The following is a 26,553-nucleotide window of genomic DNA, read 5'->3' as shown; positions in this document are numbered from 1 at the left end:
TTAAGTGGCTGGGGTGCAGGGATTCGAACCCCGGAATGCTGGTATCAGAAACCAGAGCCTTACCGCTTGGCGACACCCCAATTGCGTTAAACAAACTGCTTAACGACTTTTTAAATTGGCTGGGGTACGAGGATTCGAACCTCGGAATGCCGGAATCAGAATCCGGTGCCTTACCGCTTGGCGATACCCCAACAATTTGTCTTGATTACCGAAAAATCGACAATCTTAATTTGGTGGCTACGACGGGATTCGAACCTGTGACCCCATCATTATGAGTGATGTGCTCTAACCAACTGAGCTACGTAGCCAGTACTGCAATCTTCGATGGCTGGGGTACCTGGATTCGAACCAGGGAATGCCGGTATCAAAAACCGGTGCCTTACCGCTTGGCGATACCCCAATACCGCGGAGAACCGCAAAATCGAAGAAATATGGCTGGGGTACCTGGATTCGAACCAGGGAATGCCGGTATCAAAAACCGGTGCCTTACCGCTTGGCGATACCCCATCCGTGCAACGCTTACCTGGGAATGGTGCGGGAGGCGAGACTTGAACTCGCACACCTTGCGGCGCCAGAACCTAAATCTGGTGCGTCTACCAATTTCGCCACTCCCGCAAAAAAGATGGTGGCTACGACGGGATTCGAACCTGTGACCCCATCATTATGAGTGATGTGCTCTAACCAACTGAGCTACGTAGCCATCTTTTTTCGCGTTACCTTATCGGCGTTGCGGGGCGCATTATGCGTATAGACCCTTGCAGCGTCAACACCTTTTTCAACGAAAATAGCCGGAATGTGACTGTTTGGTTAGGTTGCGAACAGCGTGACCGAATATTCGGCAATTATTGGTTATTAATCGTTTTTCGAGAGTGAAATGCAAGGCAAAAAAAAGGCCCCAGAGGGGCCTGATTAGAATCGTCGCGATTATTTGTAGGCAGACTGGTGAACGCCTACCGCGCGGCCTGATGGATCGTTCATCGCTTTGAAAGATTCATCCCATTCAATCGCTTTAGCAGACGAGCAGGCGACGGATGGGCCACCCGGAACACACTCTGCCGCACTCGGCACCGGGAACAGCTCTTCAAAGATTTCACGGTACAGATACGCTTCTTTAGAGCCCGGCGTGTTGTACGGGAAGCGGAAGCTTGCCGTTTCCAGTTGCTGGTCGGAAATCTGTTTTGCTGCCACCTCTTTCAGGGTGTCGATCCAGCTGTAACCTACACCATCAGAGAACTGCTCTTTCTGACGCCACGCCACGCTCGCGGGCAGGTATGATTCAAAACATTCGCGCAGGATATGTTTTTCCATTTTACCGTTGCCGCACATTTTGTCCTGCGGGTTGATACGCATCGCCACGTCGAGGAATTTCTTATCCAGGAACGGGACACGCGCTTCTACTCCCCATGCCGACATTGCTTTGTTGGCACGTGCACAGTCAAACATATGCAGTGCCTGCAATTTACGCACGGTCTCTTCATGCAGTTCTTTGGCGTTTGGCGCTTTATGGAAGTACAGGTAGCCGCCAAACACTTCGTCAGAACCTTCACCGGACAGCACCATCTTGATGCCCATCGCTTTAATCTTACGCGACATCAGGTACATCGGCGTGGAGGCACGAATGGTAGTAACATCATAAGTTTCAATGTGATAGATCACATCGCGGATTGCATCCAGGCCTTCCTGCACGGTGAAGTGAATTTCATGGTGCACGGTGCCCAGATGGTTTGCCACTTCCTGCGCAGCTTTCAGGTCAGGTGCCCCTTCAAGACCCACGGCAAAGGAGTGCAGCTGCGGCCACCAGGCTTCGGAGCGCTCCTGATCTTCCACGCGGCGAGCGGCGAATTTCTTGGTGATCGCGGAGATCACGGAGGAGTCCAGACCGCCGGAGAGCAGCACGCCATAAGGTACGTCTGACATCAGGTGGCTTTTCACGGAATCTTCCAGCGCCTGACGCAGCTCGGCTTTATCCGTCACGTTGTCTTTAACCGCGTCATAATCGAACCAGTCGCGCTGGTAGTACGGACGGATCACACCGTCTTTACTCCACAGATAGCTGCCTGCCGGGAACTCTTTAATGGTGCGGCAGACCGGTACCAGAGCTTTCATTTCAGAGGCAACATAGAAGTTGCCGTGTTCATCGTGGCCCATGTACAGCGGGATAATGCCGATATGGTCGCGGCCAATCAGATACGCGTCTTTTTCGCTATCGTACAGGGCGAAGGCAAACATACCCTGCAGGTCGTCCAGGAATTCCGGACCTTTCTCCTGATAGAGCGCCAGAATCACTTCACAGTCAGACCCGGTCTGGAAGGCGTAGCGGTCGCCGTACTCGGCGCGCAGTGCCTGATGGTTATAGATTTCACCGTTAACAGCCAGCGCGTGCGTTTTTTTCTCGTTATACAGCGGCTGTGCACCGGCGTTGACGTCTACGATAGACAGACGTTCGTGAGCCAGAATCGCTTTATCACTGGCGTAAACGCCTGACCAGTCCGGGCCGCGATGGCGCATCAGGCGGGACAGTTCGAGTGCTTTTTTACGCAGTTCGCCCGCGTCAGTTTTAATATCCAGTACGCCAAAAATTGAACACATAACCTTCTCCGTTAACCCTGTTGCTTTGTAATGTTGCTTGCTTATGAAAATGCCGCAAAGGGAGAAGGGGCGCAAGAGATTTACGGGCGAAAACGGAAATAGTGCAATGGTGATTGCGGAATAGTGAAAAAAGAGTACGTCACGGACGCTTTTATTGATGATTATGCAATAAAGTGCACTTTTTGTTAGATATGGTTTTATTTGTAAGGGCTAAAAATGAAAAACCACGCCCTGAGCGTGGTTTGGTATCAGATAATGTCAATTTCATCGACGGAGGGGTAAATCCAGCTTGGTCGGAACGGCATCGAATCAATGTCATCAAGCTGCGAGACGCCGGACAGCACCAGAATGGTTTCCAGACCCGCCTGGAAGCCGGCCAGAATATCCGTACGCAGGTTATCGCCGACAATAACCGTTTCTTCCGAGTGGGCCTGCATTTTATTGAGCGCGGCGCGGATGATCCACGGGCTTGGTTTGCCGACATAGAATGGCTTGCGCCCGGAGATTTTTTCAATACCGGCACACAGCGCGCCACAGGCCGGATAAAAACCTCGACCGTGGGTATCCGGGTTGGTGGCAATGAAGCGCGCGCCGTTGGCAACGAAGAACGAGGCTTTATGCATCATCTCCCAGTTATAGGAGCGCGTTTCACCCACAATCACGAAGTCCGGATTGACATCGGTAATCGTAAAGCCCGCTTTATACAGCTCGTGGATCAGCGCGCCTTCGCCGACCACGTACGCTTTTTTGCCTTCCTGACGTTTCAGAAAATCCGCCGTTGCCATCGCCGAGGTGTAAAACACACTGTCCGGGACGTCGACGCCCGCCGTCGCAAAGCGGTTTGCCAGATCCTGACCGGTCTGAGAAGGGTAGTTCGTGAGAAGAACCAGAGGCATTCCTTTGTCGATGATGCGGTGAAGAAACTCCGCAGCACCTGGTACGGCAACGTTGTCGTGCATCAGCACGCCGTCGATATCACAAATTACATTCTTAATGGTCATGGACGTTCCGACATCAAAAAAAGAAGGCGTTACTATAAGGTCCGATCAACTTTCCAGCAAATGCTGCAGCAGAATACCGTTGAGCATGGCGCGTTTCACCAGCGCAAAAGCGCCAATTGCCGAGCGATGGTCAAGTTTTGAACGAACCACAGGGAGATTCTGGCGGAATGCTTTCAGCGCCTGGGTGTTAATACAGCCTTCAATCGCGGGGAGCAGCACCTTTTCCGCTTCAACAATTTCTCCGGCTATCACCACTTTCTGTGGGTTAAACAGGTTAATGGCGATGGCGATAGTTTTCCCCAGATGGCGCCCAACCTGCTCGATCACCTCACAGGCCAGCGCGTCGCCTTTATTGGCGGCTTTGCAGATGGTGCCTATCTTGCAATCAGCCAGCGTGACGCGACTCTGGTAACCTTGTTCAAGCAGATGGCGAACGCGCTGCTCAATGGCCGTGTTGGCGGCAATGGTTTCAAGGCAGCCGAAGTTACCGCAGTGGCAGCGTTCGCCCAGCGGCTCGACCTGAATGTGGCCGATCTCGCCGACGTTACCGTTGCGACCAATAAAAATCCGACCGTTAGAAATAATACCTGCGCCTGTCCCGCGGTGGACACGCACCAGAATAGAGTCTTCGCAGTCCTGACTCGCACCAAAGTAGTGCTCTGCCAGTGCCAGAGAACGAATATCGTGGCCGACAAAACAGGTCACTTTAAAGCGTTTTTCCAGCGCATCGACCAGCGCCCAGTTTTCCACCTGAATGTGCGGCATGTAGCGAATCACGCCGCTTTCCGGGTCGACCAGTCCGGGTAAAATCACTGAAATTGCAATGAGCTCGCGGATCTTACGCTGACAGCTCTCAATAAAGTGCGCGATGGTATTCAGCAGCGCGTGCTCCAGCGTCTCCTGGGTGCGCTCGGGAAGGGGATAGTGCTCTTCCGCAATTGCTTTGCTGCTCAGATCGTAGAGCGTGAGCGTGGTGTCATGACGGCCGAGCCGAACGCCAATCGCCTGAAAATTGCGGGTTTCGGTAATAATGGAGATAGCGCGGCGGCCCCCGGTAGAGGCCTGCTGATCGACTTCTTTGATCAAACCGCGCTCAATAAGCTGGCGGGTAATTTTTGTCACGCTGGCGGGAGCAAGCTGGCTTTGTTCGGCTATCTGAATTCGAGAGATTGGCCCGTGTTGGTCAATCAGGCGATATACCGCCGCACTGTTAAGTTGTTTAACGAGATCGACATTACCGATTTGAGCTTGTCCGCCTGGTGTCATACTTTTACTTACTCAGTGACGACCTCGTTACCATTAACGATGGTCTTAATAATTTTATAATCGTGTGTGAATGCCGTCAGGTTTGCAACCATACCCGGTGCAATTCCGCCAAGCTGTTTATCCACGCCGATTGCGCGAGCCGGATAAAGGGTAGCCATACGCAGGACTTCATCAAGCGCAATCCCACAGTGCTCAACCAGGTTACGCACCCCTTCAATCATGGTTAAAGAGGAACCGCTCAGCGTACCGTTTTCATCCACACACAGTCCATTGCGGTAGTATATTGTTTTACCGGCAAAAATGAACTGCTCAATATTTGCACCTGCTGGTGCAGTGGCATCGGTAACCAGGCAAAGCTTGTCACCTTTCAGGCGCTTGGCATTACGAATGTTGGTATAATCCACGTGCATACCATCAGCAATAATGCCGCAGTAGACGTCTGGCTCGTCCAAAATCGCCCCGACCAGACCCGGTTCGCGACCGGTGATATAAGGCATGGCGTTGTAAAGGTGCGTGGCGAAGGTAATGCCCGCGCGGAAGCCCGCTTTGGCTTCTTTCAGCGTGGCGTTTGAGTGTCCTGCTGAAACCACAATCCCGGCGGCAGCCAGTTTGCTGATCACGTCAGTGCCGGTCATCTCTGGTGCCAGCGTCACTTTTGCGATCACATCGGCGTTCGCACACATGTAGTCGACCAGTTCAGCGTCAGGCTTGCGCACGTAATCCGGGTTATGGGTGCCTTTTTTCACGATATTCAGCCATGGCCCTTCCAGGTGCAGACCGAGCGCCTGATTAGGATGTTTGGCGAGGTATTCGCGCATCACGCGGATACCCTGTTTCATCAGGTCATCACTGCTGGTGATGAGCGTTGGCAGATAGCTGGTGCAGCCCGATTTCTCGTTGGCTTTCTGCATGATTTCCAGCGTTTCAACCGTCACCGCCTCGGCAGTGTCATTGAATTGCACACCGCCGCAGCCGTTCAGCTGTACGTCGATGAAACCGGGGGAGATTACTGCTCCATTGAGTGAGCGCTGTTCAATCCCTGGCGGCAGCTCTGCCAGCGGACAAACACGTTCAATCAGGCCATTGGCGATAACAATCGCATGGTCATCCAGAATTTCGTGGCCGGTATAAATCCGACCGTGGGTTAAAGCGTACATAACGACCCCCGGTTAAAAAAAGCGGCCGCCTCTTAGAGAAGAGGCGGTTAATCAATTACAGACCTTTGATGTTCTCGGCTTCTAACTCGTTGAAGTATTTCAGCGTTTTCACTTTCAGCTCCATCGTGGACGGTTCGTCGCAGACGATGACTGATTTTGGATGCAGCTGCAGGCAGCTGATGGTCCACATGTGGTTAACGTTGCCTTCAACGGCAGCCTGGAGTGCCTGCGCTTTCACGCCACCCAGCACCAGAATCATCACTTCTTCGGCATCCAGCAGGGTGCCTACGCCAACGGTCAGGGCGTATTTTGGAACCTGGTTCACATCACCGTCAAAGAAGCGGGAGTTTGCCACGCGGGTGTCATGGGTCAGCGTTTTAATACGCGTGCGGGAAGCCAGGGACGATGCCGGCTCGTTAAACGCGATATGACCATCGTTGCCCACGCCGCCCATAAACAGGTGGATTTTACCGTAAGAACGGATTTTTTCTTCGTACTGACGGCATTCTGCGTCAATATCAGGCGCATTTCCATTCAGCAGGTTAATATTTTCCGCTGGGATATCAACGTGATCAAAGAAATTCCGGTGCATAAAGCTATGGTAGCTTTCCGGGTGGTCTTTTGGCAGGCCGACATATTCATCCATATTGAAGGTCACAACATGTTTGAAGCTAACCTGGCCCGCTTTGTGCATTTCAACCAGGGCTTTATACGCCGTCAGCGGAGTACCGCCGGTTGGCAGGCCAAGAACGAAAGGACGATCGGCGGTAGGCTTGAAGGCATTAATGCGGTTAACGATATGGCGAGCGGCCCATTTACCGACTTGTTCAGCAGTTGCCAGGGGAATCAGTCTCATTGTTCACCTCAAGAGTTAAAGTAGAAGAGTGGGCGGATGGCTACCGGAACCTGATACTTAAGCGTAACCTGGAACCTTTCAGGCTGGATCAATCCGTCTTGATTTTTTGAATGATAAAATAAGTTTTCGCTGTTAGCCAGTGAAAGGGAGGGCTTAATACGATATTTGGTGACAAAAATCACAAAAAATGGGTGTTTAATTTGCGATACGAATTAATTTTTCACACACTCACACTGCCAGTGAATTATCGACGGTACTTATCGTTAGCAACACAATAAAAACATAGTTAATGCGCGAGCCTGGAAAGGGTCTCGTAGGGGGAATAGGATGAATATTTTAGGTTTTTTCCAGCGCCTCGGTAGGGCTTTGCAGCTCCCTATCGCCGTGCTACCGGTTGCAGCGCTGCTGCTGCGATTCGGGCAACCCGATCTTCTCAACGTGCCGTTTATCGCCCAGGCTGGCGGCGCAATCTTTGACAACCTGGCGCTGATTTTCGCCATCGGCGTTGCTTCCAGCTGGTCTAAAGACAGTGCAGGGGCCGCAGCGCTGGCAGGGGCGGTTGGTTACTTCATCCTGACGAAAGCGATGGTAACGATTAACCCGGAAATCAACATGGGCGTACTGGCGGGTATCATTACCGGTCTGGTCGGCGGTGCGGTATATAACCGCTGGGCAAACATCAAGCTGCCAGACTTCCTCAGCTTCTTTGGTGGCAAACGCTTCGTGCCAATCGCGACCGGCTTCTTCTGTCTGGTTCTCGCCGCGATCTTTGGCTACGTCTGGCCGCCAGTGCAGCATGCTATCCATGCGGGCGGCGAGTGGATCGTCTCTGCGGGTGCGATGGGTGCGGGCATCTTCGGCTTCATTAACCGTCTGTTGATCCCAACCGGTCTGCATCAGGTTCTGAACACCATCGCCTGGTTCCAGATTGGTGAGTTTACCAATGCGGCGGGTACCGTTTTCCACGGCGACATTAACCGCTTCTACGCGGGTGATGGCACCGCGGGCATGTTTATGTCCGGCTTCTTCCCAATCATGATGTTTGGTCTGCCGGGCGCTGCGCTGGCCATGTACCTGGCTGCGCCGAAAGCGCGTCGTCCAATGGTCGGCGGTATGCTGCTGTCAGTCGCCATTACCGCATTCCTGACCGGTGTGACCGAGCCTCTGGAATTCCTGTTCATGTTCCTGGCTCCGCTGCTGTACCTGATGCACGCGGTGTTAACCGGTATCAGCCTGTTCGTGGCGACTCTGCTGGGCATCCATGCGGGCTTCTCCTTCTCTGCAGGCGCGATCGACTACGTGCTGATGTACAACCTGCCAGCGGCAAGCAAGAACGTCTGGATGCTGGTGGTGATGGGGGCGGCCTTCTTCGTTATCTACTTCGTTCTGTTCAGCGCGGTTATTCGTATGTTTAACCTCAAAACGCCGGGCCGCGAAGATACCACTGATGACGTCGTGACCAGTGAAGCCAACAGCAATACCGAAGAAGGTTTAACTCAGCTGGCAACCAGCTACATTGCCGCAGTCGGCGGTACCGACAACCTGAAAGCCATTGATGCCTGTATTACCCGTCTGCGTCTGACCGTGGGTGACTCCGCTCGCGTAAGCGATGCAATGTGTAAACGCCTTGGCGCATCTGGCGTCGTTAAACTAAACAAACAAACTATCCAGGTTATCGTGGGCGCCAAAGCGGAATCCATCGGTGACGAAATGAAGAAAGTGGTTGCGCGTGGCCCGGTCGCAGCGGCAGCAGCTGACAGCGCAACTGCGGCAACGGCGACTCCGGCCGCGAAGCCACAGGCCGTGCCTAACGCCGTGACGGTGGCGGCTCTGGTCTCTCCGGTAACGGGTGAGGTCGTTGACCTTGAACAAGTGCCTGACGAAGCGTTCGCCAGTAAAGCGGTAGGCGACGGCGTGGCGGTGAAACCAACGGACAAAACCGTCGTCTCTCCTGCTGCGGGTACTATCGTGAAGATTTTCAACACCAACCACGCGTTCTGCCTCGAAACCGAAAATGGCGCGGAGATTGTTGTCCACATGGGCATCGATACCGTTGCGCTGGAAGGTAAAGGCTTTACTCGTCTGGTGGAAGAGGGCGCTGAAGTGGTGGCCGGGCAGCCGATTCTGGAGATGGATCTGGACTTCCTGAACGCCAATGCACGCTCCATGATCAGTCCGGTTGTTTGCAGCAACATCGACGACTTCAGTGGCCTGGTTATTCAGGCAAAAGGTCAGGTGGTTGCAGGTCAAACGCCGCTGTATGAGATTAAAGGCAAGTAATCGCTCCTGAGTAGAGTCATGCCTTAAGCGGCGGGGGATATCCTCCGCCGCTTTTTTTTGCAGCAAATGCCCCCATTATTTTCATCTGATACGTATTTTCCGTAACTAAGGGTTGTCACTACGTCCGGCTTATAAGATCATATGCCGTTATACGTTGTTTACGCTTTGAGGAATCCACGATGAGTGAGGCTGAAGCCCGCCCGAGTAACTTTATTCGTCAGATCATCGATGAAGATCTGGCCAGTGGTAAGCACACCACGGTGCATACCCGCTTCCCGCCGGAGCCGAACGGCTACCTGCATATTGGTCATGCGAAATCCATCTGCCTGAACTTTGGCATTGCGCAAGACTATCAGGGGCAGTGCAACCTGCGTTTCGATGACACCAACCCAGTAAAAGAAGACATCGAATACGTTGAGTCCATCAAGAACGACGTGCAATGGCTGGGCTTCAACTGGTCTGGCGATATCTGCTACTCCTCTGACTATTTTGATCAGCTGTACGCTTACGCGGTTGAGCTGATCAACAAAGGTCTGGCGTACGTCGATGAACTGTCCGCGGATGAAATCCGTGAATACCGCGGTACGCTGACGCAACCTGGCAAAAACAGTCCGTTCCGCGATCGCAGCGTGGAAGAGAACCTGGCGCTGTTTGAAAAAATGCGTGCGGGTGGTTTTGAAGAAGGCAAAGCCTGTCTGCGTGCCAAAATCGACATGGCTTCTCCGTTCATCGTGATGCGCGATCCGGTACTGTACCGCATTAAGTTTGCTGAACACCACCAGACCGGTAACAAGTGGTGCATCTACCCGATGTACGACTTCACCCACTGCATCAGCGATGCGCTGGAAGGCATTACCCACTCGCTGTGTACGCTTGAGTTCCAGGACAACCGTCGCCTGTACGACTGGGTGCTGGATAACATCACCATCCCTGTGCATCCGCGTCAGTACGAGTTCTCTCGTCTGAATCTGGAATACACCGTGATGTCCAAGCGTAAGCTGAACCTGCTGGTGACTGACAAGCACGTTGAGGGCTGGGACGACCCGCGTATGCCGACCATTTCTGGTCTGCGTCGTCGTGGCTACACCGCTGCTTCTATTCGTGAGTTCTGCAAGCGCATCGGCGTGACCAAGCAGGACAACACCATTGAAATGGCGTCGCTGGAGTCCTGCATTCGTGAAGACCTCAACGAAAATGCCCCGCGCGCGATGGCAGTTATCGACCCGGTAAAACTGGTTATCGAAAACTATCCTCAGGGTGCGAGTGAACTGGTTGCCATGCCTAACCATCCGAACAAACCGGAAATGGGAAGCCGTGACGTACCGTTCAGCGGTGAAATCTGGATCGACCGCGCTGACTTCCGTGAAGAAGCCAACAAGCAGTACAAGCGTCTGGTGCTGGGTAAAGAAGTCCGTCTGCGTAACGCCTACGTGATCAAAGCCGAGCGCGTAGAGAAAGATGCAGAAGGGAATATCACCACCATCTTCTGTTCATACGATGCCGAAACGCTGAGCAAAGATCCTGCCGATGGTCGCAAGGTGAAAGGCGTTATCCACTGGGTAAGCGCTTCTCACGCGCTGCCGGTAGAAATCCGTCTGTACGATCGTCTTTTCAGCGTGCCTAACCCGGGTGCGGCGGAAGACTTCCTGGCGACGATCAACCCGGAATCTCTGGTGATCAAACAGGGTTATGCTGAGCCATCGCTGAAAACAGCTGAAGCAGGTAAAGCGTTCCAGTTCGAGCGTGAAGGTTACTTCTGCCTGGACAGCCGTTACAGCACTGCGGAAAAACCGGTATTTAACCGTACCGTCGGTCTGCGTGACACCTGGACCAAGATCGGCGAATAATAACGCCGCTCTGGTCAATGAGAAACAAACGCCGCTTATTGCGGCGTTTTTTTTATTAATGATCATATCGTTAAAGTGGCGTTGTAAAAATGTCCGCCGTTATTTTTGGTCAATGTGGTGCTACTTATTTTTTTTAAAAAAGTTTGTCTGTTTTTGAAAATGGCAAATTTCGCAAAATACGCGATTTCTAATGTTCTAATACCCTGAAATACGCTGCTATACCCCCGCCAAATCACGCTTCAGGCCAAATGTTACAAAGCACTACCAATTATGTGCACTTCGTCATAATCCTGACTTTTGCCTGATGAAAAGCATTGATAATTCGCGTCGCGAAAAATAACCTAAAGACGGTAGTTAATTCGAGGGTATTTATAACTACCCCTGACCGCCTGGTCTTTTTTATTTTCGCCGTTTTAGGCGCTTTAATTCGTCAAAGAGGAATAATCTATGCGTACGTTCAGTGGCAAACGTAGTGCGCTGGCGCTGGCTATTGCCGGTGTGACAGCAATGTCTGGCCTGGTTGTTACACCTGAGGCGAAAGCTGCGGGTTTCATCGACGATTCTACCCTCACGGGCGGCATCTATTACTGGCAGCGTGAACGTGACCGTAAAGACGTCGCCGAAGACAAATATAAAACCAACCTTTCTCACTCCACCTGGAACGCCAACCTGGACTTCCAGTCAGGCTATGCCGCAGATATGTTCGGCCTGGATATCGCTGCATTCACCGCGATCGAAATGGCGGAAAACGGCGACAGCGGCCACCCTAACGAAATTGCCTTCTCCTCCAGCAACAAAGCTTACGATGAAGACTGGTCCGGTGATAAGAGTGGTATCAGCCTGTACAAGGCCGCAGCGAAATTTAAATACGGCCCGGTCTGGGCGCGTGGAGGGTATATTCAGCCAACCGGCCAGACGCTGTTAGCACCACACTGGAGCTTCATGCCAGGTACCTATCAGGGCGCAGAAGCCGGGGCGAACTTTGACTATGGTGATGCGGGTGCGTTGAGCTTCTCCTATATGTGGACCAACGAGTATAAGGCTCCATGGCACATTGAAATGGACAAGTTCTACCAGAACGATAAGAAAACCAAAGTCGATTATCTCCACTCGCTGGGCGCGAAATACGACTTTAAAAACGATCTGGTACTGGAAGCCGCATTTGGTCAGGCGGAAGGTTATATCGATCAGTATTTTGCTAAAGCCAGCTACAAATTTGATATCGCAGGAAGTCCGCTGAGCACCAGCTACCAGTTCTATGGTACGCGTGACAAGGTCAGCGATGGCGGCGTCAACGACATTTATGACGGCACCGCGTGGCTGCAGGCGCTGACTTTCGGCTATAAAGTGGGCCAGGTTGATTTACGCCTGGAAGGGACATGGGTGAAGGCGGAAGGGCAGCAGGGCTACTTCCTGCAACGTATGACGCCAACTTACGCGTCATCTAACGGTCGTCTGGATATCTGGTGGGATAACCGCTCAGACTTCAACGCCGATGGTGAAAAAGCGGTCTTCTTCGGCGCAATGTATGATCTGAAAAACTGGAACCTGCCGGGTTGGGCAGTGGGCGCTTCTTACGCTTACGCCTGGGACGCAAAACCTGGCGACATGGCCACGCCGGATGCGTACTACGATCCAAACTATCGCCTGAAAGAGTCCTCCTACAGCCTGGATGCTATCTATACCCTGCAGGATGGGCGCGCGAAGGGCACGATGTTCAAACTGCACTTCACTCAGTATGACAACCACTCCGATATCCCGAGCTATGCGGGCGGTTACGGCAACATCTTCCAGGATGAACGTGACGTGAAATTCATGGTTATTGCCCCATTCACCATCTTCTGATGAATCATCCGGCGGGTTAAGGCCCGCCGGACCGGAGACTGCACATGATGAAAAAAATCGTAATTGTCGCGATGCTTGCATCGGGGCTGGTGGCCTGCGCTCAGCCTCAGGCACCGAAGGAAGATTCCAGGCTGAAGGAGGCTTACAGCGCCTGTATTAATACCGCACAAGGCTCGCCGGAGAAAATTGAAGCCTGTCAGAGCGTACTGAATGTGCTGAAGAAAGAGAAGGCGCATGAGCAATTCGCGACGCAGGAGAATATTCGTGTGATGGATTATCAGGCCTGTATCCAGGCGCGTAAAACGGGTAACGATCAGGAAGTCGCGAAGCGTTGCGATAAGATCTGGAACGAGATACGCAATAACAATAATTAAGTTGCTTTACGCCCGGTGGCGCTGCGCTTACCGGGCCTACAAAGGCGTCATAGTCCGTAGGCCCAGGCGCAGCGCCACCGGGCTTTTTAAGGCAAAAAAAAGCCAGCCTTACGGCTGGCTCAGAGTATGAACGTGACTTATTTTGCGTCGTGCGCGTGTTCATTTTCGCGGCAATCACCTTCAGCGCAGTGACCATACAGGTACAGGCTGTGGTTGGTCAGGCGGATGCCATGACGAGCGGCGATTTCACGCTGCCGCGATTCGATGGAATCATCGCTGAATTCAATGACCTTGCCGCAATCGAGGCAGATCAGGTGATCGTGGTGATGCTGCTGGGTCAGTTCGAATACAGATTTACCGCCTTCGAAATTATGACGGGTAACAATGCCCGCGTCATCAAACTGGTTCAGCACGCGATAAACGGTGGCCAGACCAATCTCTTCACCCATGTCGATAAGACGTTTATAGAGGTCTTCCGCACTGACATGGTGGTTGTCTGGACCCTGAAGCACTTCGAGGATTTTTAACCGAGGAAGCGTTACTTTCAGGCCAGCCTTCTTTAATGCGGTATTGTTGTCAGTCATGCGGAATCTGTCCTGTTGCTAAACGATTCACTTCTGAAAGAAGTGACAGAAAATGCACCTTGGATATTGCGTCTCATTATAGAACTGCCACGGCTAAATGAAAACTGCAAGTCTCAGGCAAAGTATGCTTATAAAAATGGGGTATCACCGACAAACTTGTGAAATGAAAACCACATTTTACCAGGGAAACATTGTACAGGTCTGAGCGAAAAAGTTAAAAGTTTGTAGCAATTAATTTAATCGGTTTTACCTGGAAAACGGGCGCAACCGCCGTTGCGCCGCGAAAATCAGGCGTTGAGAATATCGTCCAGGTGCAGTTCTTCACGGATCTGCTTAACCCACTTCTCTACGCGCTCAGCGGTGAGCTCAGGCTGACGGTCTTCGTCGATGGCCAGACCCACGAAGTGATCGTCATCGGCAAGACCTTTGGAGGCTTCAAAGTGGTAACCGGCAGTGGGCCAGTGACCGACAATAACGGCGCCGTTCGGCTCAATGATGTCGCGGATGGTGCCCAGCGCGTCGCAGAAGTACTCGGCATAGTCTTCCTGATCGCCACAGCCAAACAGGGCAACCAGCTTGCCGTTGAAGTCCACCTCTTCCAGCGTTGGGAAGAAATCATCCCAGTCGCACTGTGCTTCACCGTAGTACCAGGTTGGAATACCCAGCAGCAGAATGTCGTAGCCCTCGAGATCTTCTTTGCTGCTCTTGGCGATGTCATGCACATCAGCAACGTCTTTACCGAGCTGTTTCTGAATGTTTTTTGCGATATTTTCGGTATTGCCGGTATCACTGCCGAAGAAAATGCCGATGATTGCCATGAGTAAAATAACCTCTTGAAACTTAATGGTATGGTGGCGCAATTCGGCCACGGATAAGGGCAATAATAGCAGAACAGGCAACCCTGCGGAAACCGCTATCGCGCAGGACTGCACTCTGTGCTACATGAAAAGGGTAAAAAAGGGGTTTTTCAGACTTATGCCTGGCTGCGCAATGTCTCAAGCTGGGCGATCAGCATCTCTTCAATGAGCTCGCTGCGGCTGATATTACGCGCTTCCGCCAGCTCGTTAAGCGCATCGACAGCGTCAGCGTTGAGCTTCAATTCGACACGCTTAAGCCCACGATTTTTATCGCGTTTAAGCTGGTTGCGTTTATTAATACGCAGCTGTTCGTCGCGCGAAAGCGGATTCGTTTTCGGTCGTCCCGGTCGACGCTCATTCGCGAACAGATCTAGTGTCGTACGGTCCGTTTGTTCTTTGGCCATGATTCAGAGACTTCGGGGGAAACACGCCGCCCTGCTAATGCCCGGGCGATAAGCGCGCCATCATACATCAGCAAAAACGGCACGCCAACGACTGGAAGCCCGTCGTCTTCCAGTCGCTCTCTTTTTAATCAATTTGCCGTATCAGTGAGATAGCGACGAATGGCGCGCAGGACTGCATCAGGTTTTTCCGCATGTACCCAATGCCTGGCACCGGCAATTACATGGGCGCGCGCCTGCGGGAATTGTGCCAGCAGCGTGTCGCGGTAAGCATCAGTAACGTAAGGCGAGTTACCGCCGCGAATGAAGAGGGTAGGATGCGGCCAGGCGGGGACGGCCTCCCAGCCAACGATGTTATTATACTGGTCCCACAGCACCGGGACGTTAAAACGCCATTGCCCCTCAACAAACGACTTCAGCAGGAATTGCACCACGCCTTCTTCATCAAGATGCTCACGCATCACGGCTGCTGCCTGCTGACGGGTGGAAACGCCGGCCTCCGTCACCGCATTAATTGCCGCGAAGATCTCATCGTGACGGCGAACGTCGTAATCCACTGGGGCGACATCAATCACCACCAGCCCGGAAATTCGCTCAGGTGCCAGTGCCGTGAGCGCCATGACCGCTTTACCACCCATCGAATGCCCGATGAGGGTCACTTTCTGCAGGTTGTGGGCGTCGAGCGTATCCAGGAGATCCTGCGCCATTGCCGCGTAGGTCATCTCGTCTGCGCGCCCGGAAAGTCCGTGGTTGCGCATATCGACCTGTAAAATATCGTGATCGGTAACCAGATCGCGCGCCAGCACGCCCAGGTTATCCAGGCTGCCAAAAAGTCCATGAACCAGTACGATGGGAGAATTATTGTTCGGCGATTGTGCAGTTTGCGCTCGGGTATTCAATTTCATGGCAAAGTTCTTTTTTTACGTTTGTCAGGTTAGGGTATCATGTTGACCATTCTGCCGCCCGGCCGCAAGGTTCCAGTTTAATCTGACTTTTGCCGCCAACCTGGTTTGACGCTATCCGCTGTTGGGATTTGACCTTATAATCCCAATGACTTGTATTCAGATAAGATATCGCACTGGATTAAGATGAAAACAATCGAAGTTGATGACGAACTCTATCAGTATATTGCCAGCCAAACGCGGCATATCGGGGAGAGCGCGTCCGACATTTTACGGCGCATGCTTAAAATTTCCGCCGCTTCACAGCCTGCTACCCCAGTCACCAAAGATGTCGTGTCTCAGCCGAGCGTTGTTGCACAAGCAAAGCCTGCCGTGACGCCGGTAAAAGATAAAGTACGCGCGATGCGCGAGCTGCTGCTGTCCGACGAGTATGCGGAGCAGAAAAAGGCGGTTAACCGCTTTATGCTGGTGCTGTCTACACTTTACTCCCTGGATAACAAAGCGTTTGCTGAAGCGACCGAGTCGCTGCACGGTCGTACTCGCGTCTATTTCGCGGGTGACGAGCAAACGCTGCTGCAAAATGGCAACCAAACCAAACCTAAACATGTCCCTGGCACCCCATACTGGGTGATCACCAATACCAATACGGGCCGCAAGTGCAGCATGATTGAACACATCATGCAGTCCATGCAGTTCCCGGCGGAATTGATTGAAAAGGTTTGCGGTACAATTTAACCCTTGCATCAGAAGGACCCGGTAATGGCAAATCACAGCCGTGCAGGCCAACCTGCACAACAAAGCGATTTGATTAACGTCGCTCAGCTGACCGCGCAGTATTACGTGCTGAAACCGGTCGTGGGCAACGCAGAACACGCAGTGAAGTTTGGTACATCTGGTCACCGCGGTAGCGCGGCACGCCATAGCTTTAACGAACCGCACATTCTGGCCATTGCTCAGGCCATTGCGGAAGAGCGCGCTAAAAACGGCGTTACCGGTCCGTGCTACGTGGGGAAAGATACCCATGCGCTGTCTGAACCGGCGTTCATCTCTGTGCTGGAAGTGCTGGCGGCAAACGGCGTCGACGTGATTGTGCAGGAGAATAACGGCTTCACGCCAACGCCGGCGGTGTCTAACGCTATCCTGGTGCACAACAAAAAAGGTGGTGCGCTGGCTGACGGGATTGTTATCACTCCATCCCACAACCCGCCGGAAGACGGGGGCATTAAATACAACCCGCCTAACGGTGGCCCGGCAGATACTAACGTCACCAAAGTGGTAGAAGACCGCGCAAACGCGCTGTTGGCTGACGGTCTGAAAGGCGTGAAACGCATCTCTCTGGATGCGGCAATGGCGTCCGGTCACGTAAAAGAGCAGGATCTGGTTCAGCCGTTCGTGGAGGGGCTGGCGGATATCGTCGATATGGCGGCGATTCAGAAAGCAGGCCTGAAGCTGGGCGTGGACCCGCTGGGCGGCTCCGGTATCGAGTACTGGAAACGCATTGCCGAGCATTACAAGCTGGATCTGACCATCGTGAACGATCACGTCGATCAGACCTTCCGCTTTATGCACCTGGATAAAGACGGCGCGATCCGTATGGACTGCTCCTCCGAGTGTGCGATGGCGGGCCTGCTGGCGCTGCGCGACAAATTCGATCTGGCATTTGCGAACGACCCGGATTATGACCGTCACGGTATCGTCACCCCTGCCGGGCTGATGAACCCGAACCACTATCTGGCTGTGGCGATCAACTACCTGTTCCAGCATCGTCCGCAGTGGGGCAAAGAGGTGGCTGTTGGTAAAACGCTGGTCTCTTCCGCGATGATCGACCGCGTGGTCGACGCGCTGGGCCGCAAGCTGGTGGAAGTGCCGGTGGGCTTCAAATGGTTTGTTGACGGTCTGCACGACGGTAGCTTCGGCTTCGGTGGTGAAGAGAGCGCCGGGGCATCCTTCCTGCGTTTCGACGGCACGCCATGGTCAACCGATAAAGACGGTATCATCATGTGCCTGCTGGCGGCGGAGATCACCGCGGTCACCGGTAAGAACCCGCAGGAACATTACAACGACCTGGCGGCACGTTTTGGTGCGCCAAGCTACAACCGTATTCAGGCGAGCGCGACCTCAGCCCAGAAAGCGGCGCTGTCTAAACTCTCTCCGGAGATGGTCAGTGCTAACACCCTGGCAGGTGATCCGATCACCGCGCGTCTGACGGCTGCACCGGGTAACGGCGCGTCTATCGGGGGGCTGAAAGTAATGACCGACAACGGCTGGTTCGCTGCACGTCCATCCGGTACGGAAGACGCGTATAAAATCTATTGCGAAAGCTTCCTCGGCGCTGAGCACCGTCAGCAGATTGAGAAAGAAGCCGTAGAGATTGTCAGCGAAGTGCTGAAGAACGCGTAAGTGCGTTATCGGTGCGGGCTGATGCCCTCACCCCGGCCCTCTCCCACGGGGAGAGGGAGAAAACAATAAAAACGGCAACCCTCGGGCTGCCGTTTTGTTTTTACCTAACTATGCTTATTCTTCAATTCAAACCGTGGTGACACCAGACCGTACAGCGTCCAGCCCATAAAGGTCACCATTGCCCCATAGAGCATCGCTTCCTGACCGGAAGAGTAGAGCGCATAGAAGCTGTAAATCGCCCCAATGAGCGCCACGATATTCGCTGCTCGTGCTTTACGCGGATCCACCTTCGCGACCTTCTGAATAATCACCAGCGCGGCCATCGACAGAATGTACGGAATGATGTTCGTCACCACCGCCAGGTTGACCAGCACGTTGAACTGGCTGTTCAGCGACGGGCTAATGGTCATCAGCGACAATCCACTCTGGAAAATCACGATGGCCAGCATGCCCTGCACCGGTGCGTCCGCTTTGGTGACGCGGGAGAAGATTTTGGGGAAATAACCTTCGTCAGCCGAGGATTTAAACACCTGCGCGATGGTGAACTGCCAGCCGAGAAGCGAACCGCAGCAGGACATCACCATCAGACCCATAATCACCTTCCCGACTTCCGGGGTGAACATCTGGGCGAAAGCCAGCCCGAACGGTGCCGTGGAGTTAGCCAGATCCATATTCGGCACAATCCCGGCAATCACGTTGGTTGAGACGATATAGATCACCGCCGCCCCCAGCGTTCCGCCAAGTACCGCAATCGGCACGTTCTTTTCCGGGTTCTCAACCACTTCCGCGTTCGCGCAGGCCGATTCCAGTCCGAGGAAAGCCCACAGCGTCATGGCGATAGAAGAGCCCACGGCGGTAAAGAACGGCACATGATGCGGGTTCCAGGAGTTGGCGTAGAGCGTAGGACTAAACCAGAACCAGCCGATGATGCATAAACCGACGACCGGGATAATCACGCCCCAGACGGTGATGCTGCTCAGTTGTCCGGTGATACGCGCGCCGCCGAAGTTCGCCACGGTGCAGATCCACAGCACCCCGATGGTCGCCAGCCCAATTTGTACTGGGGTGAGCGTGGCGCCAAACAGTTCCGTCCCGTAACCCACGGCGGAAATGGCAATCGCCACGTTGGCGATCAGCAGCGATACACCATAGGTATAGTTGGCCATAAAGTTGCCGGACTTGCCAAAAGCGTATTCCGCATAGCCGCCCATCCCGCCGGACTTGCGGCTGAACATCCCGCATTTGGCGAATGCCCACGCCAGCGCCATTGACCCCACCGCCGTCACCAGCCAGGAGATAATCGAAATGGTGCCCACTTCGGCAAGCTTGGTGGGCAGCATGATGATCCCGGACCCCATCATGTTGACCATGGTGAGGATGGTCAGCTGCACCACGCCCATCTTATTGGATTTACTCATAATGTCTCTCCTTTCAGCAGCGCGGGCTGAGCAGCGGGTTGTTTGATGACGTTACAGCGAACCTGTTTGCGACCCTCACACTCTTCAACGTATACGCCCTGCAGCTCAGGCGCGAAGCCTGGTAGCAGGTTGATACCGTCTTCCAGCGCGGCAAAGTAGCGCAGCACGGAGCCGCCCCAGACTTCGCCCGGGACAACGCACAGCACCCCAGGCGGATAAGGCAGGGCGCCTTCAGCGGCAATGCGGCCTTCCGCGTCGCGCAGGGAGACCAGTTCGACTTCACCCCGCAGATACGCATAGTTCGCCTCCTGCGGGTTCATCATCACGCGCGGGAAGTGAGACTTGCGGAACATCTCTTTTTGCAGTTGCTTCACGTTATGGCGGGCATAGAGATCGTGCATCTCCTGGCAAATCTGGCGCAGCGTGTAATCCGCGTAACGCTCCGGATGCTGTTTGTAGAGAGAAGGCAGGACCTCTTTCAGCGGAACATCGCTCTCGAGCAGTTTTTCGAAGCGCACCAGCTGCGCCACCAGCTGCTGCAGTTTGCCCATATCTTCCGCAGGGGTGAGCAGGAACAGGATCGAGTTGAGATCGCATTTCTCCGGCACGATGCCGTTTTCACGCAGGAAGTTGGCGAGGATGGTGGCGGGCACGCCGAAATCCTCATACTCGCCGGTGCGGGCGTTAATACCTGGCGTGGTCAGCAGGAGCTTGCACGGGTCGATAAAGTACTGGTGCTCGGCATAGCCCTCAAAAGCGTGCCAGTTTTCACCCGGTACGAAGTGGAAGAAGCGCAGATCGGTGGCAATTTCCGCTGTGTCGAAGCTTTCCCACGGACGGCCATCCACCGTCTCCGGCACAAACGGACGAAGGTACTGGCAGTTCTCCAGGATCAGTTTGCGCGCTTCAATACCGTTAACCACGCAGTCCATCCACATGTTGCGACCGCTCTGACCTTCATGCATACGGGCGTTAATATCCAGCGCAGCAAACAGAGGGTAGAACGGGCTGGTTGAGGCGTGCATCATAAAAGCATTATTCAGCCGCTTGTGGGGTACATAGCGCTGCTGGCCTTTGATATGGCTGTCCTTTTTGTGGATCTGCGAGGTCTGCGAGAAGCCTGCCTGCTGTTTATGTACCGACTGGGTGACCAGAATTCCCGGGGCGTTTTCGTTCAGCTCCAGCAGCAGCGGCGAGCAATCTGCCATCATCGGGATAAACTGCTCGTAACCTACCCAGGCCGAGTCGAACAGGATGTAATCACACAGATGCCCAATCTTATCCACCACCTGACGGGCGTTATAGATGGTGCCATCGTAGGTACCCAACTGGATCACCGCCAGACGGAACGGGCGTGCATCGCGTGCACGACCTGGCGCCACCTCGGCTACCAACTCGCGCAGGTAGCTTTCCTCAAAGCAGTGCGCGTCAATACCACCAATAAAGCCGTACGGGTTGCGCGCGGTTTCCAGATAGACCGGTGTCGCGCCAGCCTGAAGAAGGGCGCCGTGATGATTCGATTTGTGGTTATTACGGTCAAACAGCACCAGGTCGCCAGGGGTGAGCAGAGCGTTTAACACCACTTTGTTGGATGAGGAGGTTCCATTCAGCACAAAGTAGGTCTTATCGGCATTAAAGACCTTTGCGGCATGTTGCTGCGCAATGCACGGGGCGCCTTCGTGGATCAGCAGATCGCCCATCGCCACATCGGCGTTACACAGGTCGGAACGGAAAAGCGTTTCACCAAAGAAATCGACAAACTGATTGCCCGCAGGATGACGGCGGAAGAATTGCCCCCCCTGATGCCCCGGGCAGTCAAATGCGCTGTTACCCTGTTTCACGTAGTCTACGAGGGCACGGAAAAACGGCGGTCGCAGCTGGGTTTCGTACTTCTGGGCCGCCGCTTCCAGCTGGCGGCCATAAAAATCGTTGCTGGTGTCTGAATGCTCAAATACGCCGTGAATGCGCGATAAATAATCTGCCGGAATGATCTCTTCTTTATGCGTTGCGACAAAGACGGGAATGCCAAATCCGGTGGCTTCTATTTCTTCCAGTATGCCGCTGGAAATATCGCTAACGGCCAGAACAATGGCCGCGACGTCGATATAATCAGAAGCGCGGACATCCACAAGCTCACGCTGGGTGGTAAAGCAGTCCGGACATGCACGGCTGGCCGCGATTTTTAAACTTTTCATCTTTCTCTCTTTATTTTAGGTAATAAGCGTCCTTCGATTTCTTGTCAGAAAGAAATCGATAATTTTCCGGAAAAAAAGCAAAGTGTGGCCGCTGATTAAAATCAGTAAATTGCTTTTTGATGATTGAAATTCAGTCCGCCCGGTTGAAGATGAGTCTGAATTAAATTGAATGAGCGCACGAGTTCACAGGCAATGGCCTGTAAAATAAAGTGTTTCAGGATAACCTGTAAGCGAGTGCGCCAGAAGTCGAAGGACTACCGGGCATTAAAGAGGTGAAAGTCAAAGCAGTTTCGGTGGGCAAACATCATGATATGTGTTGTCCGCCTTATATGGGGCATTAAGCGATTGTTGTTTTCCATGTTTCATTTTCCTTTCAGTAATTGAAAGCATGGTCATTTTATCCAGGAAAAAGGGATTAACTGTGAATCAGATCACCCTTAACCGATCATTTCAGAAATAATTAGTCGTTTTTGATGAATAACTCAGATCAAAATGCTGATTTGTTGTTGAAGTGTTAATGATTGGTTTTGTTAATGTTTTAAACGAGCAAAAATAATCCATGGAATAATGTATTGATTATTTTTTTAATATTTATCGGGAGGGTTTTTGATTATTTAGAAAATAATATGAATAGTTATTCAAAGCATAAACCGATAACCGATACCGGTTTCAGTTAATAAATGGCGAGGGCGAGCGGGGTCGACTTCCAGTTTCTGACGAAGGTGACCCATATATATGCGCAAATAGTGACTATGTTCCACCGCGTTGGGTCCCCACACCTGACTCAACAGTTGGCGCTGTGTGAGAACCTTGCCGTGGTTATTAAGCAGCACGGCGAGCAGGCGGAATTCGATGGGGGTAAGATGGATTTCCTCTTCACCGCGCACAATGCGCCGTGCGGCGAGGTCAACCCGAATATCACCAAACGTGTAGGTTGGGTCGGCAGGCGTGGTGGCGCTATGACGACGCAGCGCCACACGCAGGCGAGCCTGCAATTCGCCAATGCCAAAGGGTTTAATCAGATAGTCATCGGCGCCGGCATCCAGCGCGGCGATTTTATCCGTCTCTTCAGTACGGGCAGAGAGCACGAGAATCGGCATCTGGCTCCACTGACGAACCTCACGAATAAAATCGATGCCGTCGCCATCCGGCAGCCCAAGATCGAGGATCACCAGGTCCGGCTTGCGGGTGGCGGCTTCAATTAAACCCCGTTGAAGCGTACCCGCATCGTGAACGCGCAGACCGTCTCCTTCCAGCGCAGCGCGCAGAAAACGGCTAATGGCGATCTCATCTTCGACAATCAGAACGTTAATCACAAATCCTCGGGTAATTCATTCAGTTCTGGCGGGGTTTCCAGAGGAAGTGTAACACAAAAACGCGCGCCGCCTTCCGGACGATTCTCTGCGGAAATGGTTCCGCCATGGACGTCAACGATCGCCTGACAAATCGCCAGCCCGAGCCCAACGCCCGGAATGGCCGACTCCTTGTTCCCGCGCGCGAATTTTTCGAAAATAGCCAGCTCCTGCCCGGCAGGAATGCCCGGTCCGGTATCCCAGACGTCAAGGTGAAGCGTGCCATCCTCTACCATTGCATCCACGCCAATCCTGGCACTTGAGCCGGCATATTTACCGGCATTTTCCAGCAGATTGATCAGCACCCGTTCAAACAAGGGGCCATCGACGTGAATTAAGGTCAGGGGTTCAGGCATGTTCAGCGCGATATGCCGCCCACCGAGGCCGGGCTCCAGCATTTTCAGGGCGCTGCCTACCACTTCTTCCAGCGTGAGCCACTCTTTTTTGAGGTTAAACCCGCCCGACTGAATGCGCGCCATATCGAGCAGGTTATTCACCAGACGGGTGGTATTCAGCACGTGCTGGCGGATTTCGCTGGCCTGAAGGGCGTGTTTAGACCCTTCCGCGGCCAGGTCCAGCGTCAGGATTTCTGACTGACCAAACAGAACGGTCAGCGGTGTCCGCAGGTCGTGCGACAGCGCCGCCAGCAGCGAGTTACGAATGCTTTCACGCTCGCTGGCCAGTCGGGCCTGTTCTTCACTGGCGGTAAGCGCCAGCCGTTCCAGTGCGCTGGCAACCAGCAGCGTAAAAGTCTCCAGCAGCCGCTGCTGCTCGGGGATCATCAGCTGACGCAGGTTTGAGGGCTCAACAATCACCAGCCCCTGATTTTTATCGGCGCTGCGTAGCGGCAGAATTTGATAGGGCACGCCGGGCAGGGTGTCGGTACCTGCGCCCGCAGGTAACCCTTTATCAAAGCTCCAGCGCGCGATGGCTTCGTCCCAGGGCGTCATGCCGGAGGCCGAGGTTAGCGGGCGCAGCTTACCGTGTTCGTCCGGGAGTAAAATCAGGTTGCTGGCATGAAACGTCGAGCGAATAAACTGCTCGCTGGTCTGCACGATATCCAGCGGCGTGCGTCCCACCGCCAGCGATTTCGACATTTCATACAGATGCCGCGTGCGCTGTTCGCGGTAGCGGGCGATGCGCGCCTGGTAGCGCACGCCCGCCGTCAGATTGCCGATCACCAGCCCGACGGTGAGCATCACGGCAAAGGTCAGGATGTACTGTACGTCCGACACGGCGAGCGTCCCGCGAGGGGCAATAAAGAACAGATCAAAGCTGATGACGTTAATCACCGTTGCCAGCACCGACGGCCAGCGTCCGTAAAAGAGCGCCACCACCACCACGCCAAGGAGGTAGATCATCACCAGGTTGGCCGCGTCGAAGGCAATCAGCCATTTGCTGGCAATGATCGTGATCAGGGCGCAGAGCACGACGGCCACCAGGCAGCCGCGAAGCTGAATGCGCCATTTATCACTGAAAGTACGGCTGTCCGGGGCGCGGCTGGGAAGGGGCGTGGGTTTATCATCCAGCGCCACGATCACCAGGTCCAGATCCGGCGCGCGGCGGGCCAGTTTGTCGGCAAAGGATTCACGGCTAAACCAGCGACGATGCTGGCGACGGCCAATGACGATTTTCCCCAGGTTATGCTCCCGGGCGTAGCGCAGAATGGCTTTATCTTCCTGAGGATCGGAAAGGGTGGCGGTTTCGGCACCCAGCTCCTGCGCCAGGCGCAGCGAACTCAGAATCGCGCGGCGCTGGTTTTCGGGCAGGGCATGAAGCTGCGGCGTTTCGACATACACCGCATGCCAGACGCTGCCAAATTTGGCGGCCAGACGCGCGGCGGTGCGGACAAGTTTTTCGTTACCGCTGCCGTGCCCCACGCACAGCAGGATGGCATCCCGCGTATGCCAGACGCGTTCCTGGCCCTGCAAATCGCGCCAGGCACGCATCTGATCGTCAACGCGATCGGCAGTACGGCGCAGAGCCAGTTCGCGCAGGGCAATCAGGTTGCCTTTGCGGAAGAAATGTTCGATGGCGCGCTCGGCCTGTCCGGCAATATAGACTTTGCCTTCGTGCAGGCGCTGGCGCAAATCATCGGGGGGCAGGTCGACTAGCACCACCTCGTCAGCGGAATCGAAGAAAGGGTCGGGCACCGTCTCGCGCACCTGAATGCCGGTCACGCCGCTGACCACGTCGTTCAGGCTTTCCAGATGCTGAACGTTAACCGTCGTGAAAACATCAATGCCAGCTTCGAGTAATTCTTCCACATCCTGCCAGCGCTTGGGGTGACGCGAGCCTGGCGCATTGCTGTGCGCCAGTTCGTCCATCAGGATAAGCGCCGGACGGCGGGCGAGGGCGGCATCAATATCAAACTCCGTGACTAAACGACCCCGATGGCTGATGCGGCGGGGCGGCTGGGTGGCAAGCCCCTTCAGCAACGATGCCGTCTCTTTACGTCCGTGGGTTTCAACCACGCCGATCAGTATATCGAGCCCCTGCGCCCGAAGCCGCTGGGCTTCCGTCAGCATGGCGAAGGTTTTCCCGACACCCGCGCAGGCGCCAAAGAAAATTTTCAGTTTGCCGCGATGGGCTTCAGCCGTCTGTTCAAGCAGCCTGTCCGGATCCGGGCGCATGGGCTCGTCGGTCATTTAGTTTTTCCTTAGCGCGTCCAGCGCCAGATTCAGCTCAACAATATTCACTACCGGCATGCCGATATAGCTGACCAGCGGCTTTTGTGTGTGTTCTGCCACCAGCTTGCTCACCTGTTCAACACTCAATTGACGGGCGGCGGCAACGCGCGGGATCTGCCACGCCACCGCTGCCTGCGTCAGGCTATAGTCCAGCCCGCTGGCTGAGGCGGTGACCAGCTCCACGGGAACCTCGCGGCTGGCCTGTGGATTGGCGGCGCGCAGGGCGGCCACGCGCTCGGCGACGGCTTTGTCCAGCGCCGGGTTGCTGCCCGCCAGGTTACTGCCGCCGGATGCCATCGGATTATACGGGCTTTCGGCAGTGGCGGAAGGGCGTCCCTGGAAGTAGCGAGCGTCCGTAAAGCTCTGGCCAATCAGGCGCGAACCGCGGTTTTCACCGTTTTGCATAATCAGCGAGCCGTTAGCCTGATCCTTAAACCACCACTGGCCCAGGGCGGTGGTGACCAGCGGGTAGAGGCCGCCGGTAATCAGCGACAGCAGAATAAACAGAAGTATAGCGGGGCGTAACATCGTCATTTGAT

At 54.1% G+C, this 26,553-nt stretch carries 21 protein-coding genes and 7 tRNA genes; 6 read left to right on the top strand and 22 right to left on the bottom strand.

The genetic code is table 11. The features are described 5' to 3' along the window. Positions 1-5: 5 nt before the first annotated feature. The 12 genes from ACOTY9_RS10320 to nagB form a co-directional block, all read right to left on the bottom strand. A tRNA-Gln gene (locus ACOTY9_RS10320) sits at positions 6-80 on the bottom strand. 36 nt (positions 81-116) lie between these two features. Beyond that, positions 117-191 (bottom strand) — tRNA-Gln (locus ACOTY9_RS10315). Between the two features lie 40 nt (positions 192-231). Continuing rightward, a tRNA-Met gene (locus tag ACOTY9_RS10310) sits at positions 232-308 on the bottom strand. A 17-nt stretch (positions 309-325) separates the two neighbouring features. Beyond that, positions 326-400: transfer RNA gene (locus tag ACOTY9_RS10305), tRNA-Gln, on the bottom strand. 32 nt (positions 401-432) lie between these two features. After that, positions 433-507: transfer RNA gene (locus tag ACOTY9_RS10300), tRNA-Gln, on the bottom strand. Positions 508-530: 23 nt separating this feature from the next. Next, a tRNA-Leu gene (locus ACOTY9_RS10295) sits at positions 531-615 on the bottom strand. Positions 616-623: 8 nt separating this feature from the next. Then, positions 624-700: transfer RNA gene (locus tag ACOTY9_RS10290), tRNA-Met, on the bottom strand. Between the two features lie 224 nt (positions 701-924). Next, positions 925-2,589 (bottom strand): asparagine synthase B, encoded by a 1,665-nt coding sequence (asnB, locus tag ACOTY9_RS10285; protein WP_179120629.1) that lies wholly within the window; start codon positions 2,587-2,589, stop codon positions 925-927. A 248-nt stretch (positions 2,590-2,837) separates the two neighbouring features. Next, on the bottom strand, positions 2,838-3,590 hold the full coding sequence (gene nagD, locus ACOTY9_RS10280; protein ID WP_008501057.1) for a ribonucleotide monophosphatase NagD: 753 nt from the start codon (positions 3,588-3,590) through the stop codon (positions 2,838-2,840). Between the two features lie 45 nt (positions 3,591-3,635). Further along, the gene (gene nagC, locus ACOTY9_RS10275) at positions 3,636-4,856 is read right to left on the bottom strand and encodes a DNA-binding transcriptional regulator NagC (RefSeq protein WP_014883011.1); all 1,221 of its coding nucleotides are present in this window, start codon (positions 4,854-4,856) and stop codon (positions 3,636-3,638) included. Between the two features lie 8 nt (positions 4,857-4,864). Further along, positions 4,865-6,013 carry an N-acetylglucosamine-6-phosphate deacetylase gene (gene nagA / locus ACOTY9_RS10270; RefSeq protein WP_032637190.1) on the bottom strand — a complete coding sequence of 383 codons (1,149 nt, stop codon included), beginning with the start codon at positions 6,011-6,013 and terminating at the stop codon, positions 4,865-4,867. 55 nt (positions 6,014-6,068) lie between these two features. After that, positions 6,069-6,869, bottom strand: a complete 801-nt coding sequence (nagB, locus tag ACOTY9_RS10265; protein WP_008501061.1) for a glucosamine-6-phosphate deaminase — start codon at positions 6,867-6,869, stop codon at positions 6,069-6,071. A gap of 327 nt (positions 6,870-7,196) precedes the next feature. Between nagB and nagE the strand changes: the two genes are divergently transcribed. From nagE to chiQ, 4 genes are all read left to right on the top strand, one after another. Continuing rightward, on the top strand, positions 7,197-9,149 hold the full coding sequence (nagE, locus tag ACOTY9_RS10260) for a PTS N-acetyl glucosamine transporter subunit IIABC (protein ID WP_221703991.1): 1,953 nt from the start codon (positions 7,197-7,199) through the stop codon (positions 9,147-9,149). Positions 9,150-9,328: 179 nt separating this feature from the next. Further along, on the top strand, positions 9,329-10,996 hold the full coding sequence (gene glnS / locus ACOTY9_RS10255) for a glutamine--tRNA ligase (protein ID WP_023332403.1): 1,668 nt from the start codon (positions 9,329-9,331) through the stop codon (positions 10,994-10,996). 447 nt (positions 10,997-11,443) lie between these two features. Next, positions 11,444-12,841, top strand: coding sequence for a chitoporin ChiP (chiP, locus tag ACOTY9_RS10250; RefSeq protein ID WP_014883015.1), 1,398 nt, complete (start codon positions 11,444-11,446; stop codon positions 12,839-12,841). 47 nt (positions 12,842-12,888) lie between these two features. Further along, positions 12,889-13,215: a ChiQ/YbfN family lipoprotein gene (gene chiQ / locus ACOTY9_RS10245; RefSeq protein ID WP_014883016.1), complete on the top strand. Its 327-nt coding sequence runs from the start codon at positions 12,889-12,891 to the stop codon at positions 13,213-13,215. A gap of 137 nt (positions 13,216-13,352) precedes the next feature. Here the strand turns inward: chiQ and fur are convergent, their stop codons facing one another. From fur to ybfF, 4 genes are all read right to left on the bottom strand, one after another. After that, complete coding sequence (gene fur, locus ACOTY9_RS10240) at positions 13,353-13,799, bottom strand: ferric iron uptake transcriptional regulator (RefSeq protein WP_003858655.1); 447 nt, start codon at positions 13,797-13,799, stop codon at positions 13,353-13,355. Positions 13,800-14,086: 287 nt separating this feature from the next. Then, positions 14,087-14,617 carry a flavodoxin FldA gene (fldA, locus tag ACOTY9_RS10235; protein ID WP_008501067.1) on the bottom strand — a complete coding sequence of 177 codons (531 nt, stop codon included), beginning with the start codon at positions 14,615-14,617 and terminating at the stop codon, positions 14,087-14,089. Between the two features lie 155 nt (positions 14,618-14,772). Then, the gene (gene ybfE, locus ACOTY9_RS10230) at positions 14,773-15,060 is read right to left on the bottom strand and encodes a LexA regulated protein (protein ID WP_014883017.1); all 288 of its coding nucleotides are present in this window, start codon (positions 15,058-15,060) and stop codon (positions 14,773-14,775) included. A 128-nt stretch (positions 15,061-15,188) separates the two neighbouring features. Further along, positions 15,189-15,962, bottom strand: a complete 774-nt coding sequence (gene ybfF, locus ACOTY9_RS10225) for an esterase (protein ID WP_348565689.1) — start codon at positions 15,960-15,962, stop codon at positions 15,189-15,191. A 183-nt stretch (positions 15,963-16,145) separates the two neighbouring features. Between ybfF and seqA the strand changes: the two genes are divergently transcribed. Continuing rightward, on the top strand, positions 16,146-16,694 hold the full coding sequence (seqA, locus tag ACOTY9_RS10220) for a replication initiation negative regulator SeqA (RefSeq protein WP_014883019.1): 549 nt from the start codon (positions 16,146-16,148) through the stop codon (positions 16,692-16,694). A gap of 24 nt (positions 16,695-16,718) precedes the next feature. Continuing rightward, positions 16,719-18,359: a phosphoglucomutase (alpha-D-glucose-1,6-bisphosphate-dependent) gene (pgm, locus tag ACOTY9_RS10215; RefSeq protein WP_014883020.1), complete on the top strand. Its 1,641-nt coding sequence runs from the start codon at positions 16,719-16,721 to the stop codon at positions 18,357-18,359. Between the two features lie 104 nt (positions 18,360-18,463). On the opposite strand, the gene potE is transcribed toward pgm, so the two are convergent. From potE to kdpC, 6 genes are all read right to left on the bottom strand, one after another. Next, entirely contained in the window at positions 18,464-19,777 is a 1,314-nt protein-coding gene (gene potE / locus ACOTY9_RS10210) for a putrescine-ornithine antiporter (protein WP_022647448.1), read from the bottom strand. Beyond that, the gene (gene speF / locus ACOTY9_RS10205) at positions 19,774-21,972 is read right to left on the bottom strand and encodes an ornithine decarboxylase SpeF (RefSeq protein ID WP_348565688.1); all 2,199 of its coding nucleotides are present in this window, start codon (positions 21,970-21,972) and stop codon (positions 19,774-19,776) included. Before speF ends, potE begins: the two co-directional genes overlap by 4 nt. A gap of 254 nt (positions 21,973-22,226) precedes the next feature. After that, complete coding sequence (speFL, locus tag ACOTY9_RS10200; RefSeq protein WP_003858645.1) at positions 22,227-22,331, bottom strand: leader peptide SpeFL; 105 nt, start codon at positions 22,329-22,331, stop codon at positions 22,227-22,229. A 279-nt stretch (positions 22,332-22,610) separates the two neighbouring features. After that, positions 22,611-23,288 (bottom strand): two-component system response regulator KdpE, encoded by a 678-nt coding sequence (kdpE, locus tag ACOTY9_RS10195; protein WP_008501074.1) that lies wholly within the window; start codon positions 23,286-23,288, stop codon positions 22,611-22,613. Next, entirely contained in the window at positions 23,285-25,972 is a 2,688-nt protein-coding gene (gene kdpD, locus ACOTY9_RS10190) for a two-component system sensor histidine kinase KdpD (protein ID WP_023336921.1), read from the bottom strand. Before kdpD ends, kdpE begins: the two co-directional genes overlap by 4 nt. After that, on the bottom strand, positions 25,973-26,548 hold the full coding sequence (gene kdpC / locus ACOTY9_RS10185) for a potassium-transporting ATPase subunit KdpC (protein ID WP_213782073.1): 576 nt from the start codon (positions 26,546-26,548) through the stop codon (positions 25,973-25,975). Positions 26,549-26,553: the final 5 nt, after the last annotated feature.

Origin of the sequence: Enterobacter cloacae complex sp. SHL012, from assembly GCF_049237505.1 — a bacterium.
Classification (GTDB): Bacteria; Pseudomonadota; Gammaproteobacteria; order Enterobacterales; family Enterobacteriaceae; genus Enterobacter; species Enterobacter kobei.
This window is presented reverse-complemented; position numbering and strand designations above follow the sequence as displayed.

Excerpts from the sequence above, each read along its gene's own strand:
- nagB (WP_008501061.1), bottom strand. The coding sequence starts at position 6,869 with ATGAGACTGATTCCCCTGGCAACTGCTGAACAAGTCGGTAAATGGGCC.
- speF (WP_348565688.1), bottom strand. The coding sequence starts at position 21,972 with ATGAAAAGTTTAAAAATCGCGGCCAGCCGTGCATGTCCGGACTGCTTT.
- ybfF (WP_348565689.1), bottom strand. The coding sequence starts at position 15,962 with ATGAAATTGAATACCCGAGCGCAAACTGCACAATCGCCGAACAATAAT.
- nagC (WP_014883011.1), bottom strand. The coding sequence starts at position 4,856 with ATGACACCAGGCGGACAAGCTCAAATCGGTAATGTCGATCTCGTTAAA.
- nagA (WP_032637190.1), bottom strand. The coding sequence starts at position 6,013 with ATGTACGCTTTAACCCACGGTCGGATTTATACCGGCCACGAAATTCTG.
- potE (WP_022647448.1), bottom strand. The coding sequence starts at position 19,777 with ATGAGTAAATCCAATAAGATGGGCGTGGTGCAGCTGACCATCCTCACC.
- nagE (WP_221703991.1), top strand. The coding sequence starts at position 7,197 with ATGAATATTTTAGGTTTTTTCCAGCGCCTCGGTAGGGCTTTGCAGCTC.
- pgm (WP_014883020.1), top strand. The coding sequence starts at position 16,719 with ATGGCAAATCACAGCCGTGCAGGCCAACCTGCACAACAAAGCGATTTG.
- kdpC (WP_213782073.1), bottom strand. The coding sequence starts at position 26,548 with ATGACGATGTTACGCCCCGCTATACTTCTGTTTATTCTGCTGTCGCTG.
- asnB (WP_179120629.1), bottom strand. The coding sequence starts at position 2,589 with ATGTGTTCAATTTTTGGCGTACTGGATATTAAAACTGACGCGGGCGAA.
- seqA (WP_014883019.1), top strand. The coding sequence starts at position 16,146 with ATGAAAACAATCGAAGTTGATGACGAACTCTATCAGTATATTGCCAGC.
- nagD (WP_008501057.1), bottom strand. The coding sequence starts at position 3,590 with ATGACCATTAAGAATGTAATTTGTGATATCGACGGCGTGCTGATGCAC.
- fldA (WP_008501067.1), bottom strand. The coding sequence starts at position 14,617 with ATGGCAATCATCGGCATTTTCTTCGGCAGTGATACCGGCAATACCGAA.
- chiQ (WP_014883016.1), top strand. The coding sequence starts at position 12,889 with ATGAAAAAAATCGTAATTGTCGCGATGCTTGCATCGGGGCTGGTGGCC.
- ybfE (WP_014883017.1), bottom strand. The coding sequence starts at position 15,060 with ATGGCCAAAGAACAAACGGACCGTACGACACTAGATCTGTTCGCGAAT.
- kdpD (WP_023336921.1), bottom strand. The coding sequence starts at position 25,972 with ATGACCGACGAGCCCATGCGCCCGGATCCGGACAGGCTGCTTGAACAG.
- fur (WP_003858655.1), bottom strand. The coding sequence starts at position 13,799 with ATGACTGACAACAATACCGCATTAAAGAAGGCTGGCCTGAAAGTAACG.
- chiP (WP_014883015.1), top strand. The coding sequence starts at position 11,444 with ATGCGTACGTTCAGTGGCAAACGTAGTGCGCTGGCGCTGGCTATTGCC.
- glnS (WP_023332403.1), top strand. The coding sequence starts at position 9,329 with ATGAGTGAGGCTGAAGCCCGCCCGAGTAACTTTATTCGTCAGATCATC.
- speFL (WP_003858645.1), bottom strand. The coding sequence starts at position 22,331 with ATGGAAAACAACAATCGCTTAATGCCCCATATAAGGCGGACAACACAT.